The organism is Rubellimicrobium rubrum (assembly GCF_006152115.1).
In the GTDB taxonomy this organism is placed as follows: domain Bacteria; phylum Pseudomonadota; class Alphaproteobacteria; order Rhodobacterales; family Rhodobacteraceae; genus Rubellimicrobium; species Rubellimicrobium rubrum.
Map to the genome: position 1 here is coordinate 43,339 of NZ_VDFU01000001.1, position 16,926 is coordinate 60,264.

The 16,926-nt window shown below is 70.9% G+C and carries 15 protein-coding genes; 8 read left to right on the plus strand and 7 right to left on the minus strand.

Features of this window, described 5'->3' with window-relative positions; genetic code table 11:
• Positions 1–296 precede the first annotated feature (296 nt).
• Both FHG66_RS00225 and FHG66_RS00230 read left to right on the plus strand, forming a co-directional pair.
• Positions 297–467, plus strand: a complete 171-nt coding sequence (locus tag FHG66_RS00225) for a hypothetical protein (protein ID WP_139074522.1) — start codon at positions 297–299, stop codon at positions 465–467.
• 69 nt (positions 468–536) lie between these two features.
• Entirely contained in the window at positions 537–1,244 is a 708-nt protein-coding gene (locus tag FHG66_RS00230) for a M48 family metallopeptidase (RefSeq protein WP_139074523.1), read from the plus strand.
• Here FHG66_RS00230 and FHG66_RS00235 read toward each other — a convergent pair.
• Both FHG66_RS00235 and FHG66_RS00240 read right to left on the minus strand, forming a co-directional pair.
• A complete protein-coding gene (locus FHG66_RS00235) occupies positions 1,216–1,680 on the minus strand; it encodes a DNA polymerase III subunit chi (protein ID WP_139074524.1) in 465 nt (154 codons plus the stop codon). The genes FHG66_RS00230 and FHG66_RS00235 overlap by 29 nt on opposite strands.
• Positions 1,681–1,697: 17 nt before the next feature.
• Positions 1,698–3,170, minus strand: coding sequence for a leucyl aminopeptidase (locus tag FHG66_RS00240; protein ID WP_139074525.1), 1,473 nt, complete (start codon positions 3,168–3,170; stop codon positions 1,698–1,700).
• A 117-nt stretch (positions 3,171–3,287) separates the two neighbouring features.
• Here FHG66_RS00240 and lptF point away from each other — a divergent pair, with 117 nt between their 5' ends.
• Genes lptF through rsmA form a run of 6 tightly spaced genes read left to right on the plus strand, consistent with a single transcriptional unit; the run spans position 3,288 to position 10,642 of the window.
• Positions 3,288–4,406 carry an LPS export ABC transporter permease LptF gene (lptF, locus tag FHG66_RS00245; RefSeq protein WP_139074526.1) on the plus strand — a complete coding sequence of 373 codons (1,119 nt, stop codon included), beginning with the start codon at positions 3,288–3,290 and terminating at the stop codon, positions 4,404–4,406.
• Complete coding sequence (gene lptG / locus FHG66_RS00250) at positions 4,403–5,494, plus strand: LPS export ABC transporter permease LptG (protein WP_139074527.1); 1,092 nt, start codon at positions 4,403–4,405, stop codon at positions 5,492–5,494. Before lptF ends, lptG begins: the two co-directional genes overlap by 4 nt.
• The gene (locus tag FHG66_RS00255) at positions 5,491–7,590 is read left to right on the plus strand and encodes an LPS-assembly protein LptD (protein ID WP_139074528.1); all 2,100 of its coding nucleotides are present in this window, start codon (positions 5,491–5,493) and stop codon (positions 7,588–7,590) included. The genes lptG and FHG66_RS00255 overlap by 4 nt, the downstream gene beginning before the upstream one ends.
• 13 nt (positions 7,591–7,603) lie before the next feature.
• Positions 7,604–8,815, plus strand: coding sequence for a peptidylprolyl isomerase (locus FHG66_RS00260; RefSeq protein WP_139074529.1), 1,212 nt, complete (start codon positions 7,604–7,606; stop codon positions 8,813–8,815).
• 22 nt (positions 8,816–8,837) lie between these two features.
• Positions 8,838–9,809 (plus strand): 4-hydroxythreonine-4-phosphate dehydrogenase PdxA, encoded by a 972-nt coding sequence (gene pdxA / locus FHG66_RS00265; protein ID WP_139074530.1) that lies wholly within the window; start codon positions 8,838–8,840, stop codon positions 9,807–9,809.
• Entirely contained in the window at positions 9,797–10,642 is an 846-nt protein-coding gene (gene rsmA, locus FHG66_RS00270) for a 16S rRNA (adenine(1518)-N(6)/adenine(1519)-N(6))-dimethyltransferase RsmA (protein ID WP_139074531.1), read from the plus strand. Before pdxA ends, rsmA begins: the two co-directional genes overlap by 13 nt.
• Positions 10,643–10,700: 58 nt before the next feature.
• On the opposite strand, the gene FHG66_RS22805 is transcribed toward rsmA, so the two are convergent.
• The 5 genes from FHG66_RS22805 to FHG66_RS00295 form a co-directional block, all read right to left on the minus strand.
• Positions 10,701–11,612, minus strand: coding sequence for a DUF4167 domain-containing protein (locus FHG66_RS22805; protein ID WP_139074532.1), 912 nt, complete (start codon positions 11,610–11,612; stop codon positions 10,701–10,703).
• Between the two features lie 233 nt (positions 11,613–11,845).
• Positions 11,846–12,697 (minus strand): peptide chain release factor N(5)-glutamine methyltransferase, encoded by an 852-nt coding sequence (prmC, locus tag FHG66_RS00280; protein WP_139074533.1) that lies wholly within the window; start codon positions 12,695–12,697, stop codon positions 11,846–11,848.
• Positions 12,694–13,749, minus strand: a complete 1,056-nt coding sequence (prfA, locus tag FHG66_RS00285; RefSeq protein ID WP_139074534.1) for a peptide chain release factor 1 — start codon at positions 13,747–13,749, stop codon at positions 12,694–12,696. Before prfA ends, prmC begins: the two co-directional genes overlap by 4 nt.
• Before the next feature lie 67 nt (positions 13,750–13,816).
• A complete protein-coding gene (locus tag FHG66_RS00290) occupies positions 13,817–14,077 on the minus strand; it encodes a hypothetical protein (protein WP_139074535.1) in 261 nt (86 codons plus the stop codon).
• Positions 14,074–16,851 (minus strand): [protein-PII] uridylyltransferase family protein, encoded by a 2,778-nt coding sequence (locus tag FHG66_RS00295; RefSeq protein WP_139074536.1) that lies wholly within the window; start codon positions 16,849–16,851, stop codon positions 14,074–14,076. The genes FHG66_RS00290 and FHG66_RS00295 overlap by 4 nt, the downstream gene beginning before the upstream one ends.
• Positions 16,852–16,926: the final 75 nt, after the last annotated feature.

Genomic DNA, 16,926 nt, shown 5'->3' on the forward strand with positions numbered 1-16,926 from the left:
CTTACCGCAGCTTGACAGCGACCGTTGCCAGGAACCTTGGTTCTTCCTGTTGCGGGACCGCCACGGCTGCCGCGGCATCGACGGTCCGCCATCGTTCTGACCTCGAACCGTCATGGAACCGCCGACAATCCGTGCGAAGGGCGGCGCCTTGCGGCACGGGACCTCGCTGCGGACCGGACGGACGGACTGGACCCTGTCCGGTGGGCAGGCTAGGGCTCCGGGACGCGGCCGGGTGGTCTGGTTCCGAACAACCCGGTCGCCGCGCACGACGCTTCTGCGGACAGGAGACCGGCTCCATGATCTATCCTCTGGCGGGCCTTGTTCTGGGCGCCCTGTCTGGCCTCCTCGGTGCGCGGAGGCGTGGCGGGCGCGGGCTCGACCTGCTGCAATGGACGACGGTCGGGGCCATCATCGGCGGCCTTCTGGGAACCTTCGTGCTGATCGCCATTCAGCGCAGCCTCGTATAGCCGGAATCGTGACCGGCGCGGGTCCCGGCCGCGCTTGAGCCAAGGCTTCGGGGTGCCCATATTCCCCGCATGATCCGTTTCCTCCCGCTCATCCTCCTCGTCGTTGGCGCGGTCGTCTATGCGCGCCTGCTGGCCTGGCGCACAGCCCGCGAGTTTGACGAGAAATCGGTGGAGCTCGTGGACCCCGAGCTTCGCCCGATCCTGGCCCGGCTGGCGCAGGTGCTGGACGTGCCGCGCATCAAGGTGCACCTGTATCAGGTGCCGATGATCAACGGGCTGGCCTCGGCGGATGGGCGCATCTTCATCACGCGCGGCTTCTATGACCGCTTCCGCGCCGGCCAGGTCACCGCTGAGGAGATGGGGAGCGTGGTGGCCCATGAGCTGGGCCATGTCGCGTTGGGCCATGCAAGGCGGCGGATGATCGACTTCACCGGACAGAATGCGGTCAAGGTCGGACTCGCCATGGTGCTGGGGCGGCTGCTGCCGGGCATCGGGGTCTGGGTCGCCCAGGCCCTGATGGGCCTGCTGGCGGCCGGGCTGTCGCGGCGCGACGAATACGAGGCCGACGCCTATGCGACGGCTGTCCTCCTCAAGGCGGGAATCGGGACCGGGCCGCAGAAGTCGCTGTTCCGCAAGCTGGGAGCGATGGCGGGCGGGGGTGCGGCCCAAGCGCCGGCTTGGCTGCTGACCCATCCAAAGACCGAGGAGCGCATCGCCGCCATCGAGGCGAACGAGCGGCGCTGGAGCGTCACGGGGTCGCCGGACGCTCCTGTCTGAGCGCCCAGCCGCCATCCTCGCGGACGTAGAAGCGCGCGGCGAGACCCGCTCCGGTCAGCGCCTTCCATTGCCCCCGCGCGGTGGACAGCGCCTCGGGGTCGGCTCCGTCGAAGATTACGCAAACGCGGGCCGCCGCGCGGGCTTCGGCCTCGGTCACGGGCGCGCCGTCCAGCGCCATCAGGCAGTCGCGCCCGCCCGTCCCTGCCCCCACCGTCAGCAGGATCGGCTGGTCCGCGTCATGCGGCCCACCGGCAAGACCATGGGGCCGGAACTCCTCGCCCGGGCCCCAGAGAGCGAGGTCGAGCCGCTCCTGACGGTGGGCCTCGGGGCCCCGCACCTCGATCCGCCACCCCTTCTGGAGCGCCATGTCGAGCATGCGGGGCAGGACCGCCTCGGGCGAGTCGCCGTTGAGCTGGTAGAAGAAGGCCTCGGGCATCGGACCCCGGTCCTGGCTCAGCCCTTGGCCTCGTAGCGGTCCGCGATCAGGCGGTTCAGCGCCATGACGCCCCAGCCGGTCGCGCCCTTGGGGGCCAGCGTCGTGTCGGACTTGACCGACGCCACGCCCGCGATGTCGATGTGGCACCAAGGCGTGCCGTCCTTGATGAAGCGCTTGAGGAACTGCGCGGCCGTGATCGAGCCGCCGTCACGCCCGCCCACGTTCATCATGTCGGCGATCCGGCTTTTCAGCTTCTGGTCGTAGGCGTCGCCCATCGGCATCCGCCACGCGCCCTCGCCCTCGGCCTTGGCGGCGGCCACGAGCGCATCGGCCAGCGCGTCATCGTTCGAGAAAACGCCCGCGTTCTCGTGGCCCAGCGCGACGATGATCGCGCCGGTGAGGGTGGCGAGGTTGACGATGCCCGTGGGCTGGAAGCGGTCCTGGGCGTACCAGAGCACGTCGGCAAGGACGAGCCGCCCTTCGGCGTCGGTGTTGATGATCTCGACCGTGTCGCCCTTCATGGAGGCGACCACGTCACCGGGACGGGTCGCGTTGCCCGAGGGCATGTTCTCCACCAGGCCCACAAGGCCCACAACGTTGGCCCGCGCCTTGCGCAGCGCCAGCGTCCGCATGACCCCGGCCACGACGCCCGCGCCGCCCATGTCCATGGTCATGTCCTCCATCCCGCCCGCGGGCTTGATGGAAATGCCACCGGTGTCGAAGACCACGCCCTTGCCCACGAAGGCGAAGGGCTTCTCGTCCCCGCCGCCGTTCCACTGCATGACGACGACCTTGGACGGGCTCTCGGAGCCCTGCCCCACGGCCAGCAGCAGCCGCATCCCGAGCCGTTCGAGGTCGGCCTCCTCCAGCACCTCGACCTCCACCCCCAGGTCGCGCAGCCCTTCGAGGCGCTGGGCAAATTCGGTGGTGGTGAGGACGTTGGCGGGCTCGTTGACGAGGTCGCGGGTGAAGAAGACCCCCGAGGCGACGGCATCGAAGGGCCCGAGGCGTGCGCGGACGGCGTCCGGGTCGTCCACGACCATCGTCACCGGCCCCGTGGGGTCGCGCGGGGCGGTCTTGTGGTCCACGAAGTCATAGGCGCGCAGCGTCAGCGCCATGGCCAGTTCTTCGGGGAGGGTAAATCCGGTCGCGACGACGGTCAGCGGCCCGGTGCCACGCGCCTTGGCAAGAGCGGCCCCGATGGCGCGCGCCTCGGTCGCGGTGGGCTTGCGGGGCGCCTTGACGACGACCAGCCCCTCGGCCGCGAGCCCGGCGGGAAAGGCCAAAAGCGTGGCCTCGCCGGGCTTGGCCTTTTCCCAGGCGGGGGAGGCCACGAGGCGCGACACGGCCTTGCGGGTCAGTTGGTCCACCTTGCGCGCGGCGGGCGACATCCGACCCTCGGTCTCGACCAGGAGGGCGATGCGGCCGGTGGCCTGGGCCAGCGCCTCGGCGTCGGGGGCGGCATAGGTGATGGCGAGAGGCTCGGTCATGGGGGCTCCTGCGGCTTGGCGGTGTGTTGGTAGCCCGCCCCCCCGGCCTATGCCAGAAGAAGGTTCAACCCGCGCCCGATCCGCGATAGTCCTGGGGCCGAGGCAAGAGGGATGCGCGTGGCCCGGATCGACCGATACCTGCTGTCGCAGCTGATGACGGTCTTCGGGCTCGCCTCTCTCGTGCTCGTGATGGTGTACTGGATCAACCGGGCGGTGGTCCTGTTCGACCAGCTCATCGCGGATGGGCAGTCGGCCTGGGTCTTTCTGGAGCTGACGGCGCTGGCGCTGCCGTCGATCATCAAGCTGGTGCTGCCGCTCGCCGCCTTTGCGGCCACGCTTTACGCCTTGGCGCGGCTGTCGGGCGATTCGGAGCTGACGGTGGTGCAGGCGACGGGCGCGTCGCCCTGGCGGTTGGCCCGGCCGGTCCTGGTCTTCGGCCTGATCGTGGGCGTGCTGATCGGCGTGCTGTCCCATGTGCTGACGCCCGCAAGCCTCGGCCGCCTCAACGCCCGCCAGTCCGAGATCGCGGCCACCGCCACCGCCCGCCTCCTGCGCGAGGGGGAGTTCATCTCGCCCCGCGACGGCCTGACGCTTTATATCCGGCAGATCACGCCCCAGGGCGAGTTGCGGGGCCTGCTGCTGTCCGACACGCGGGACCCCGGCCAGAGCGTCACCTATACCGCTGCCTCGGCCTATCTGGTGCGCGGGACCGAGGGGCCGCAGCTTGTGATGGTGGACGGCATGATCCAGCGGCTGGACGAAGACCGGGGGCGGCTCCTGTCCACCGGATTCACGGACCTGTCCTATGACCTGAGCCCCCTTCTGCCCAGCGCCACCCAGGCCCGCCGCAACTCGCGCGAGCTGTCGACCCTGGAGCTGCTGCGGCCCTCTGAGGCGCTGACCCTCGAGACCGGCAAGACCGGCCCGCAGCTTTTCGCCGAGGCGCAGGACCGGATCGCGGAAGGACTTCTCGCGCCGGTGGCGGCGCTCATCGGGCTGGGGTCGCTGCTGCTGGGTCAGTTCAGCCGATTCGGCGTTTGGCGGCAGGTCGTCCTGGCGGTCGTGCTGGTGATCGTCATCAAGGGCATCGAGTCGGCCTCCCTCCAGGCGGTGCGCGACGAACCCACGCTCTGGCCGCTGAGCTATCTGCCGGCAGTCCTGGGCTTCACGGCCGCGGCGGCGCTCCTTTGGCTTGCCGCACGGCCCCGGTGCGTCGCGCGGGCGGTGCCGGCATGATCCTGGACCGCTACCTCGCGCGGCGGTTCCTGCGCACCTTTCTACGGACGCTGCTGGTGTTCTTCGGCATCTTCGCCCTGATCGACCTCGTGGAGGAGGTCAGGCGCTTTTCGGACGACGCGGACGGGCTGTGGCCTCTGATCGGGCTGACGCTGCTCAACGTGCCGGCGGGCCTGTACGGCATTCTGCCGCTGGTCACGATCATCGCCGCCATCGCCATGTTCCTGGGGCTGGCCCGGTCGTCGGAGCTGGCAGTCACGCGGGGCTCGGGGCGGTCGGCGCTGCGGGCGCTGCTCGGGCCATCGGTAGTGGCGGCGCTGCTGGGCGTGGTGGCCGTCGCCGCCTTCAACCCCATCGTGGCCGCCACCTCGCGCGAGTACGAATCGCGCGTGGGCCGCCTGGAAGGACAGGAATCGGCGCTGGCCCTGTCCGATGACGGGCTCTGGCTGCGGCAGAGCGGGTCGTCCGGGCCGACGGTGATCCGGGCCGAACGGTCGAACCTTGACGGCACCTCGCTGGGGGGCGTGACCTTCCTGGGCTTCGACAGGGACGGCCGCCCGGTCCAGCGCGTCGAGGCGCAGGCCGCCCATCTGGCCTCGGGCGGATGGACCCTGACCGACGCGACGGTCTGGCCCCTGGATGCGGCGAACCCCGAAGCCGGGGCGCAGCGGCATGCGTCGCTCGAACTGCCGTCCTCTCTCACCGCCGATCAGATCCGCGACAGCTTCGGCACGCCGTCCTCCATCCCGATCTGGGAGCTTCCGCGCTTCATCGCGCGGCTCGAGGAGGCGGGCTTTGCCGCCCAGAGGCACCGGGTCTTCCTGCAGATGGAACTGGCGCTGCCCGCCTTCCTGGTCGCGATGGTGCTGGTCGCGGCGGGGTTCACCATGCACCATCAGCGCGGGCGGCGCACGGGAACCTTGGTGTTGGCGGCCATCCTCGCGGGCTTTGCCGTGTACTTCCTGCGCAACCTGTCGCAGGTCCTGGGCGAGGCTGGGCAGATCCCGCCCGCCCTGTCGGCCTGGGCCCCGCCCCTCGTGGCCATTGGCCTGTCCATGGGACTGCTGCTGCATCTGGAGGAAGGATGAAACGCCTCCTGGCCCTTCTCCTCTGGTTGCTGCCTGCCGTCGCCGTGGCGCAGGACAGCGCCGTCCTGGTGGCCGACCGCCTGTTCGTCACCGCCGACGAACGGCTGGTCGCGTCGGGCAACGTGCAGGCCCTCTATGAGGGGACGACCCTGTCCGCCGCCCAGGTCACCTATGACCGCGCCGCCGACCGGCTGACCATCGAAGGGCCGATCCTGATCCGCGACCCGGACGGCACGGTGCTGACCGCCGAGAGGGCCGAGCTGGACCCCCGGCTTGAGGACGGCCTCCTGCGCGGGGCGCGGCTGGTGCTGGACCGGCAGCTCCAGCTTGCGGCGAACCGCATCGACCGCGTGGGCGGGCTCACGGCGCTGACGGGCACGGCGGTCTCCTCGTGCCAGGTCTGCCCCGGACGCGCGCCGCTATGGGAGATCCGGGCCGAGCAGGTCGTCCACGACGAGGTGGCGCAGCAGTTGTTCTTCGACAATGCGCGGTTCCTGATCCGGGGCGTGCCCATCCTGTGGATCCCTCGCCTGCGGCTGCCGGACCCGACCAACGTGCGGGCGACCGGCCTTCTCATCCCGCGCGTCCGCACGACGGACCAGCTCGGACTCGGGATCAAACTGCCCACCTTCATCGAGATCGGGCCGTCGCGCGACCTGACGCTGGTGCCCTACCTGTCGCCCCACACCCGCACCCTCGAGGCGCGCTACCGGCAGGCATTCCTGGCCGGGACGCTGGAGGTGAACGGCGCGACCAGCAACGACGACCTGAAGGAGGGTCCGCGCGGCTTCGTGTCGGTGGACGGGGCCTTCGACCTGGGCGACCGGCTGGACCTCGCCTTCTCGGGCACGGCGGTCAGCGACGAGGCCTATCTGCTCGACTACGGCTATTCCGATCTGGATCGGCTCGATTCCTCGGTCCGGCTGAGCCGGGTGGGAGAGACCGCGCTGTTCCTGGGCGAGATCACGCATATCCGGTCCCTGCGCGACGACGACGCCGAGGAGGAGGCCCTGCCGCCAGTGCTGGGCGCCCTGTCCTGGGACAAGCGGCTGGCTGCCATGGGTGGGACCGCGACGCTGCGCGCGGATCTCGAAAGTTTCCGCCGGGGGGCCGAGGGCGACATCGAGGACCGGCGCGACGTGACGCGTGCCGGGGCCGCGGCGGGCTGGCGCCGGGATGTCATCTGGGGGCCGGGACTGGTGGTGGAGGGCGAGGCCCGGGGCGCCTTGGACGCTTATCGCGTCAACGACGACCCGGATAGGCCCGGCTCCCTCCTGCGGGCGACGCCCGCGGCGGCGGCGACCCTGCGCTGGCCCGTGGTCCGTCATGGCGGGGGCGGCGTGTCGGACCTGATCGAGCCCGTGGCCTCCCTGGGCTGGTCGGGCGTCTATGGCGACCTGCCCCCGAACGAGGACAGCCGCTTACCCGAGTTCGACGAGGCGAACCTGTTCGCCCTGACCCGGTTCCCCGGCGAGGACGCCGCCGAGGAGGGCGGGCGCCTGTCGGTCGGGCTGTCCTGGACGCGGCAGGGGCCGGGCTTCGCTTCGACGCTGGCGCTGGGACGGGTACTTCGGACCGAATCGGTCGAGGCGTCGGACGCGTCTGGGCTCTCGGGCACAGCCTCGGATTGGCTTCTGGGCGGGCAGCTCGACCTCGAGGGCGGCTTTGCCCTGGATGCGCGGACGCTGCTGGCCGGGAGCCTGTCGGACTTCGACATCGGCAAGACCGAGGCACGGGTGGACTGGTCCAACCGGGCGATCAATCTTTCGGCGGGGTTCCTGTACCTGCCCGCCGACCCGGCCGAGTCGCGCCCCGATCGCGCCGCCGAATGGACCATCGATGCCGCCTGGACCCCGTCCGAGCGCTGGACGGTCCGGGCGGACGCCCGCTACGACGCCGCGAACGCCCAGCCGGCGCGGGCCGGGCTGGGCCTGGGCTGGCGTAACGAATGCGTGGAGGTGGACGTCTCCGTCGCGCGCCGCTACACCTCCACCGACGACGTGGAGCCCTCCACCAGCTTCGGGCTCGGGGTCAATCTCAACGGCTTCTCGGCCGGACGGCAGGCGCGGGTCACCCCTGGCGCATGCGGCGGCTGAGCTAGGAGGGGCGATGGCAACCGGTAACTTCTTGCGGGCGCTTGGCGTCGCTGTAGCCTTGTCTGGGCCCGTTGCCGCGCAGGATCTGTTCTCCCCGGTCATCGTGGTCAACGACCGCGCGGTCACCGGCTACGAACTGGACCAGCGCGTCCGGCTCCTGGATGCCTTTGGCACGCCGGGCGACCTGCCCGAACTGGCACGGACCCAGCTCGTCGAGGAGCGGCTGAAGCAGCAGGAACTCGACCGAGTCGGGATCGCCCTGGAGGAGGACGGGCTCGAGCGGGCCTTGGAGGATTTCGCCTCTCGCGCGAACCTGTCCGCCGAAGCCTTCGTGGCGCAACTTGAAGGCGAAGGCATCGCCTACGAATCGCTGCGCGATTACGTGGGCATCAACGCAAGCTGGCGCGACTACATACGCGCCCGCTACGCCGAACGGATCGAGATTTCGGACGAGGAGCTGGAGCAAGCCCTCGCGCAGCAGTCCAACCAGACCACCGGGATCGAGGTCCTGCTGTCCGAGATCGTCATCCCCGCGCCTGAGGGCCAGGAAGCGCAGGCGCGCGCCGTGGCCGAGGAGATTTCGGGGCTCGACTCCGCCGAGGCGTTCTCGGCCGCCGCCCGCGAGGTGTCGGCCGTGCCGTCGCGGGACCAGGGAGGACAACTCGACTGGGTGCCGCTGTCGAACTATCCCGAGGCGCTCCGCGACCTTCTGCTGGGCCTGGCGCCCGGCGAGGTGACCCCGCCGCTCCCGGTCACGGGCGCGGTGGCGCTTCTCCAGCTTCGGGCTGTCCGCGAAGGCCAGGTGCCAGCGGCAGCGCCCGAGTCGGTGGATTACGCCCTGGTCCGCATCCCGGGTGGCCGGTCGCCCGAGGCGCTGGCCCAGGCCGCCCAGCTTGACGGGCAGGTGGACGACTGCGTGGACCTGTTCGGCAAGGGCTTGCCCGACGGCAACATCCAGCGAGAGACGGTCGCCCCAGCCGCGATCCCGCAGGACGTGGCCCTGGACCTTGCCGCCCTCGATGCCGGCGAAGCGACATGGGGCCGCACGGAAAACGGGGGGCAGGTTCTGGTCTTCACCATGCTGTGCGGCCGGACCTTTGGGCTCCCCGAGGGAGCGCCGGACCGGGACGCCGTCCGCAACCTCCTCCGGGGCGAGCAGTTGCAGGGCTATGCCGATACGCTGATCGCCGACCTACGGGCCAGCGCCACGATCGTGGGCGAATGACACGGCCGGGCGTGGCGCGGTCATGACGATCGTCGTCTCGTGCGGGGAGCCTGCGGGCATCGGACCCGAGGTCGCGGCCAAGGCCTGGGACGCGCTGCGCCTGCCCATGCTCTGGATCGGCGATCCGTGCCATTTGCCACCCGGAACGCCGGTGGCCGAAGTCGCAGGCCCCGAGGAGGCGGCCGGGATGGCGTCGCGCGCCCTCCCCGTGCTGGCCCGCGACTTTGGCCCGCCGGTCACGCCGGGCCATCCGAACCCGGCCCATGCCCAAGGGGTGATCGACGCCATACGGGACGCGGTGGCGCTGATCCGGACGGGACGCGCCTCGGCGCTCTGCACGGCACCGATCTCCAAGGCAGCGCTCGTGTCGGGCGCGGGCTTCGGCTACCCCGGCCATACGGAGTACCTGGCCCATCTGGGCGGCGACGTGGACGTGGTGATGATGCTGGCCTGCGAAGGGCTGCGCGTCGTTCCGGCCACCATACACATCGCCCTGTCCGAAGTGCCGCGCCTGCTGACGCCCGAACGGCTTGAAGCCGTTATCCGCATAACGGATGCGTCGCTGCGCCACGACTGGGGCTTGACGGCCCCGCGGATTGCGGTCGCGGGGCTGAATCCACATGCGGGCGAGGACGGGCTCATGGGCTCGGAGGAGCGGACGGTCATCCGGCCCGTGCTGGACCGTCTGCGGGCCGAGGGGATGGTGTTGTCGGGACCGCTCCCGGCTGACACGATGTTCCATGAAGCGGCTCGGGCCACCTACGACGCCGCCATCTGCATGTATCATGATCAGGCACTGATCCCGATCAAGACGGTGGACTTCGCGCGCGGCGTCAATGTCACGGCGGGGCTGCCCTTCGTGCGCACCTCGCCGGATCACGGCACCGCCTTCGGCATCGCCGGTCAGGGCGTGGCGGACCCCCGTTCCATGATCGCAGCGCTGGAGGTTGCCGGGCGGCTTTCGGGCCAAAGGGGGACGCCATGGCGGCCATAGACGGGCTGCCGCCGCTGCGCGACGTCATCGCGACGCATGGGCTGTCGGCCCGCAAAGCGCTGGGGCAGAACTTCATCCTGGACCTGAACCTTACCGCGCGCATCGCGCGGTCGGCGGGCAAACTCGCCCAGTCCGATATCCTTGAGGTGGGTCCCGGCCCGGGCGGTCTCACGCGCGGGCTGCTGGCCGAGGGGGCCCGCAAGGTCGTTGCGGTGGAGAAGGATGCGCGCTGCCTGCCCGCGCTGGCCGAGGTTGCGGCACATTATCCAGGGCGGCTCGAGGTGATCGAGGGCGACGCGCTGACGGTGGACCTGTCGGGCCGCCTTGCCCCGCCTGTCCGGGTGGTCGCGAACCTGCCCTACAACGTGGGAACCGAGCTGCTCATCCGGTGGCTGACCCCGCCCGAGTGGCCGCCATTCTGGACCTCGCTGACGCTGATGTTCCAGCGCGAGGTGGCGCAGCGGATCACCGCCCAGGCTGGGGATGACGCCTACGGACGTCTGGCCATCCTTGCCCAGTGGCGGGCCACGCCGCGCGTGGTGCTGGAACTGCCGCCCGATGCCTTCGTGCCGCCGCCCAAGGTGTCCTCGTCGGTCGTGCACCTCGACGCGCTGCCTGAGCCGCGCTTTCCGGCCCGGCTGAAGACGCTGGAGCGGGTCACGGCCGCCGCCTTTGGCCAGCGTCGGAAGATGCTGCGCGCCTCGCTCCGGGGGCTCGCGCCCGATATCGAGGCGCATCTGGGGGCTGTCGGAATTCCGCCGACCGAGCGGGCGGAACGGGTGTCGCTCGAGGCATTCTGCGCCCTGGCCCGCAGCCTCGACGCAAACGATTAGGGCGGGGCCTCGGCCCCGCCCGCTCGTCATCCTGACAGTGAGGCGGTTTCGCCGCGCCTTACTCCGCTGCGTCGGGGGTCGCGACCTCGGCCCGTGGGGCGCGAGGCTTGCGCGGCCGGCGGGGACGCTGGGCTGGGGCGGCATCTGCGCTGACGTCCGGAGTTGCGGCGTCGGGAATCACGGCCTCGGGCGTCACGGCTTCGGGCGCCACGCTGACCGGGGTGACGATTTCGGGGGCCACCGCTTCGGAGGTCACGGCTTCGAGGGTTACGGGCGCGGGCGGCGCGGCCTGGGGCACGATGGCATTGGGCCTCGGCTCGACCCGCTCGGCTCCGCTGGACTCGGCTGCGGCTTGCGGCTGGGGAGCCCGGCGTTCGTTGCCCTCGCGCGGGCCGCGGCGCTGGCGATCGCGGCGCGGGGCCCGCTCCTCGGGCGTGTCAACAAGCCCCGCGTTCGGCACCATGTCGTCCTGCGGCTCGGCCACCATGACAGGGAACAGGGGCTGGGTCAGGAAGCTCGGCTCGTTGTGGAACACGGCAGGCTGCGCCTCCTCGGGGGTACGCTCCTCCTGCGGGCGGAACCGGGCGGCGCGTTCCTGCTGACGTTCGCGCTGCTGGTCGCGTTCGCGCTGCTGTTCACGCTCCCGCTCCATCTGGCGGTCGCGTTCCTGCTGGCGTTCGCGCTGGAACTGCTCCTGCTCCTCGCGGGCACGTTCGACATCGCGCATCGCCTCGGCCAGCATGCGGGTGTAATGCTCGGCGTGCTGGGCGAAGTTCTCGGCGTTCACCCGGTCGCCGGCGAGCTGGGCATCCCGGTGAAGCTGCAGATATTTCTCGATGATCTGCTGGGGGGTGCCACGCACCTTCCCCTCGGGGCCGGAACTGTCGAACACGCGGTTGATGATGTTGCCGCCGGTGGGGCGGGTATTGCGGTTCTGCTTGTTGCGTTGCCGCTGCTTGGAAGATCTCATGGGGCCTGTCTATTCCAGGAAAATGCTTGACGCTCTGGGCCTGATCCCGCGCCAAAGACGCCCGAAGGGATGGACCGGCCTGAAGATGAAGGCGACGCTCCGGATGGGGGAACGGGGCGACGCCCGATCGCCCGATGTCCGCGGCCCATCCGCTGGACGCCACTAAGCACGCAGACGGCGCAGGGGCAAGGGCGTTTTACTTTGGAAACATATGGTGCGCGATTGTGCGACGATCAAGGCACGCGGAACAGACAAACACGGGACCGTCCGTCGAAGTCCTGCCGGACCTCTGGCGCGCTGAGGCCATGATCCGCCCCGATGGTCGCGACGGCTTCGGCCTGGGTCGGACCGATTTCGACCGCGAGGCGACCGCCGGGGGCCAGAAACCGTTCCGCCCCGGACAGGATCGCGCGGTAGGCGGCGAGGCCGTCCCCTTCGTCGGTCAGCGCCAGACGGGGCTCCCAGTCCCGCACCTCGGGCTCCAAGGCGGGCATTTCGGCCTTGGCGATATAGGGCGGGTTCGAGACGATCAGGTCGAACCTCCCTTCAGCGGCGGCATACCAGTCGGACTGCGTCAGCGTGGCGCGGTCCTGCACGCCCAGCCGTTCGGCATTGGCCTCTGCGACGGCAAGCGCTTGCGGCGACAGGTCAAGGCCCAGCCCGTTGGAGCCGGGAGATTCGGCCAAGAGTGTCAGCAGGATGCAGCCCGATCCCGTGCCAAGATCGAGGACGCTGCGGAACGGCTTTTCAAGGGCTGCCGCCACAAGGATCTCGGTCTCGGGCCGGGGGTCGAGGACGTCGCGGTTGACCAGGAACTCCCGACCCCAGAACAGGCGGGTGCCAGTCAGGTGCGACACGGGCTCCCGGTTCGCCCGCCGTGTGAGAGTTGTCCTGTATGTATCTGCAACAGCGAGTGAAAGTCCGTCCGGCAGAACAAGGGTCAGCCGCCCCGCCTCAATCCCCATGACATGGGCGAGGAGACGCCGCGCGTCCCCGGCCGCCTCGGGGACGCCGGCGTCGCGCAGCTGCCGGACGCCCTCGGCCAGCACCTGGGCGACCGTGCGGCCCTCCGGTCCTGTCGTCATCCGTTCATCCGCGCCAGCGCCTCGGCTTGCGCATGGGCGCTCAGGGCGTCGATGACCTCGCCCAGGTCTCCCTGGAGGATCTGGTCCAGGCGGTAGAGCGTCAGCCCGATGCGATGGTCGGTCAGGCGGCCCTGGGGCACGTTGTAGGTACGGACGCGCTCGCTCCGGTCCCCGGAGCCGACCTGCAGACGCCGGTCGGCGGCCCGTGCCCCTTCGGTGCGCGCCCGCTCCATCTCGTAAAGGCGCGAGCGGAGCACCTGCATGGCCATGTCGCGGTTGCGGTGCTGCGACTTCTGGGACGACGTGACCACGATCCCGCTAGGCAGGTGCGTAATGCGCACGGCCGAGTCGGTCGTGTTGACGTGCTGCCCGCCCGCACCCGAGGACCGCATCGTATCGATCCGCAGATCGGAGGGTGCGATCTGCACGTCCACCTCCTCGGCCTCGGGCAGGACGGCCACAGTGGCGGCGGACGTATGGATACGTCCGGAGGCTTCGGTCGCGGGGACTCGCTGGATGCGGTGAACACCCGATTCGTACTTCAGGCGGGCGAAGACGCCCTCCCCTTCGATACGGGCGATCAGTTCCTTGAGGCCGCCCAAGTCGGTGGACTGCTCCTCGACCACGTCGAAGCGCCAGCCCTGCGCTTCGGCGTAGCGCTGGTACATCCGGGCGAGGTCGGCGGCAAAGAGCGCGGCCTCGTCGCCACCGGTGCCGGGGCGGATCTCCAGCATGGCGGGGCGGGCATCGGCGGCGTCCTTGGGCAGCAGGGCGACCTGCAGGTCCCGCTCCGTCTGCGCCAGCCGTTCGCGGAGCGTGGGCAACTCCTCCTCGGCCAGGGGGCGGAAGTCGGGGTCGGCGAGCATCGCCTCGGTGTCGGCGACCGAGCGGGTCAGGTCGCGCCAGGCCTCGGCGGCCTCGACCACGGGCTTGAGCTGCGACCACTCGCGCGAGACCTGGGCGATCTCGGCGGGGGGCAGGCCGGCCTGCATCCGCGCCTCAAGGAAGGCGTAGCGCTGGGCGATGTCGTGGAGACGGTCCTCGGGGATCATGCGGCCCTGTCGCCTCTTGCGCTCGTCGGGTCAAGAGGGGGGTCAAGGGACCAGGGGTCAAGAGCGCTTAGCCCAGCCGCCCCGAACGCCCGCCCCTCCGCCGCGGCGTCGCGGGAGTGTCGAGCGCGGCCCGGAGAACCTCGGTCATCGGGTGCGGCGATCCATGCCGGTCGAGGAGGACGCGGACGGACGGAGCCGCGTCCGCTCCGGCCGGGAGGGACAGCGCCCAGTCGAGGAAGATGGACCGGCATTCCGAGGCTGTGATGCCCGCAATCGCATAAGCTTCGCGCACCAGGCCCTTGGGATCGTGTGGATCGTTGCCGGTCATGCCGCTCCTCCCAGGCTTTGGGCGATCACCGCCGCTGCGGCGCGTGCCTCGGCGGCCATTCGAGCCCCGAGGGCCGGAAGGGCGGCCTCCGCCGTCTCGCGAAGGAGGAACCGCCGCCCCCCCTCGCCCAGCTTGTCGGGCTCGAGCGCGCCTTCGGCCAGAAGGCGGGTCGCGGCCTGCACGCTCCAGAACAGGTCCGCCGCCCGGAGCAGCGTCGCGGCCTGATCGGCGGTGGCGAAGCCCGCTTCCACCCCGGCGGCGAGCTGCTCGGAGGTGGCGCGGTCGGGCGAACCCGCCATGAGCGCCAGCCCTTGGGCATAGAGTTCTATGTCGCGGAGCCGACCGGGGCCGGACTTGGGATCCCAGGTCCTGTCGCCCGCCTTGGCCTGAGCGAGCCGCGCCCGCATGTCGGCCACGTCCGGCATGACCCGCGCGTCGCCCCGCCGCCCGAGGATGAGGGTTTTGCGGAACGCCTCCACGTCCTGCCACAATCGCGGGCCGCCATCCCCTACCGCCGCGACCACGCGGGCACGGGTAAGCGCCAGATGCTCCCAGGTCCAAGCCTCCTCGCGCTGGTAGCTCTGGAAGGAGGGCCAGGAGGTGGCCACCGGGCCCTGCCGCCCGGACGGGCGCAAGCGCATGTCCACCTCGTACAGACGCCCTTGCGCCATCGGGGCGGAGAGCGCGGTCACGAGCGCCTGGGTCAGGCGGGCAAAGTAGGTGCGTGGCGCGAGCGGGCGCGGGCCGTCCGACATCTCGGCACCGCCCGCGTCGTAGATCACGATGAGGTCGAGGTCCGAGGACGCGGTGAGCCGCCCGACACCGAGCGAGCCCATCCCCAGCACGATGGCGCCCCAGCCCGGTCCGCTGCCGTGCTTGCGCGCGAACTCCTGCTCCACCAGCGGGAAGACGCGGGAGGTGACGGCCCCGGCCAGGTCCGCGTATTGCGCCCCGGCCTCGTCGGGACCGATCAGGCCCTGGAGGTGGTGGACGCCGATGCGGAACCACCATTCCTTCATCCACCGCCGCGCCGCGTCGAGGCGCGCCTCGTGGTCGCGGGCCTCGGACAGCGCGCGGTCGAGCAGCGGCTCCAGACCGCCCTGACCGGGCCAAGGGGCGAAGAAGCGCCCGCCCAGCACGGCATCCAGCACGCCCGCGTTGCGCGACAGGTAGCGGGCCAGCGCCGGGGACGTCGAGGCGATCTCGACCAGAAGGCGCAGGAGGTCGGGATTGGCTTCGAAGAGGGAGAAAAGCTGCACCCCGGCGGGCAGCCCGGCCAGGAACTGGTCGAAGCTGGCCAGCGCTTCCTCGGGGCGGGCGGCCTCGCGCAGGCGGCGAAGGATCTCGGGGCGGAGGCGGCCGAAAATCTCGACCGCGCGCGGGGAACGGAGCGCGGCATAGGTGGGCCAGCGGCCCGTGATCTCGGCCCCGAAGCCATCATCGGTCGCCCGGGGCGCTTGGCCTGGGGCGAAGAAGTCCTCGGTCAGCTCGTGGACCTCATCCATGCGGTCGGTCAGGTCGCGGCGCAGAGCCTCCTCCTCCTCGCCCATCAGGGCGGCGAGCCGGGCCCAGCCTTCGGGCGTCGCAGGGAGCGCATGGGTCTGCTGGTCGGCGATCATCTGCACGCGATGCTCCACCTCGCGCAGGCGGCGGTAATGGGCGGCGAGGGAGGCCGCGACCTCGGGGGGAACCCAACCCGCCTGCGCCAGCCGCCCCAACCCCTCGACTGTGCCACGCACCCGAAGCGACGGGTCGCGCCCCCCGGCGATAAGCTGGCGTGTCTGGGTGAAGAACTCGATCTCGCGGATGCCGCCGCGACCGAGCTTGAGGTTGTGCCCCTCCAGGCTGAAGGGGCCGCCCAGACCCTTGTGATCCCGGATGCGCAGCCGCATGTCGTGGGCATCCTGGATCGCCGCGAAGTCGAGATGCTTGCGCCAGACGAAGGGACGCAGGGTGTCGAGGAACCCCGCGCCCGCCGCAATGTCGCCCCCGCAGGGTCGCGCCTTGATGTAGGCGGCGCGTTCCCAGGTCCGCCCCAGGCTTTCGTAGTAGGCCTCGGCCCCCGCCATCGCCATGCAGACGGGTGTCACGGCGGCGTCCGGGCGCAGGCGCAGGTCCACGCGAAAGACGTAGCCGTCCGTGCGGTCCTGGAGCATGGCCGTCATCGCCCGCGTCACCTTGACGAAGCCCGCCCGCACCGCCGGAAAGTCGTCGCGGGGGATGCGCGTCTCGTCGAACAGGCAGACGAGGTCGATGTCGCTGGAATAGTTCAGCTCGCCCGCCCCCATCTTGCCCATGGCGAGCGCCACCATCCCCCCGGCGGTGTCGATGTCCCCGGCCCCGAGGCTTGGCAGGCGGCCCCGGCCAATCGCCTCGGACACCAAGGCGCGGATCGCGCGATCCACGGCAAGGTCCGCAAGGCGGGTCAGGGCGCCCGTGACCGTCTCGAGCGGCCAGGCCCCGCCCAGGTCCATGAGACCGGCCAGAAGGGCGACGCGGCGCTTGGCTTGCCGCAGCGCCGGTCCGAGCCGGTCCGGGGGGCCCTCGGGCAGGTCGCGCAGCACGGCGTCGAGGGCGGCCTCGGGGTCCTCGACCGCAGGGAGGAGCCACGCCGCCTCGCGCCCGAGCAGGTCCGCCAGGAACGGGCTGCACCCTGCGGCCCCCGCGAGCAGGTCGCAGAGCGGGCCCCCGACACCCGACGGAACGACGTGCCCGGCGCGTTCAGAGTCGAAGGGCAATGGAAGGCGCGTGATGCGGTGGGACAGGCTGGTCATGGCGGCACTCTTGGCGCGGGCTCGTCCAAGGTCAACCAGCGCCGTTCGGCGACTTTTCGCTTATACGGCCCCTGA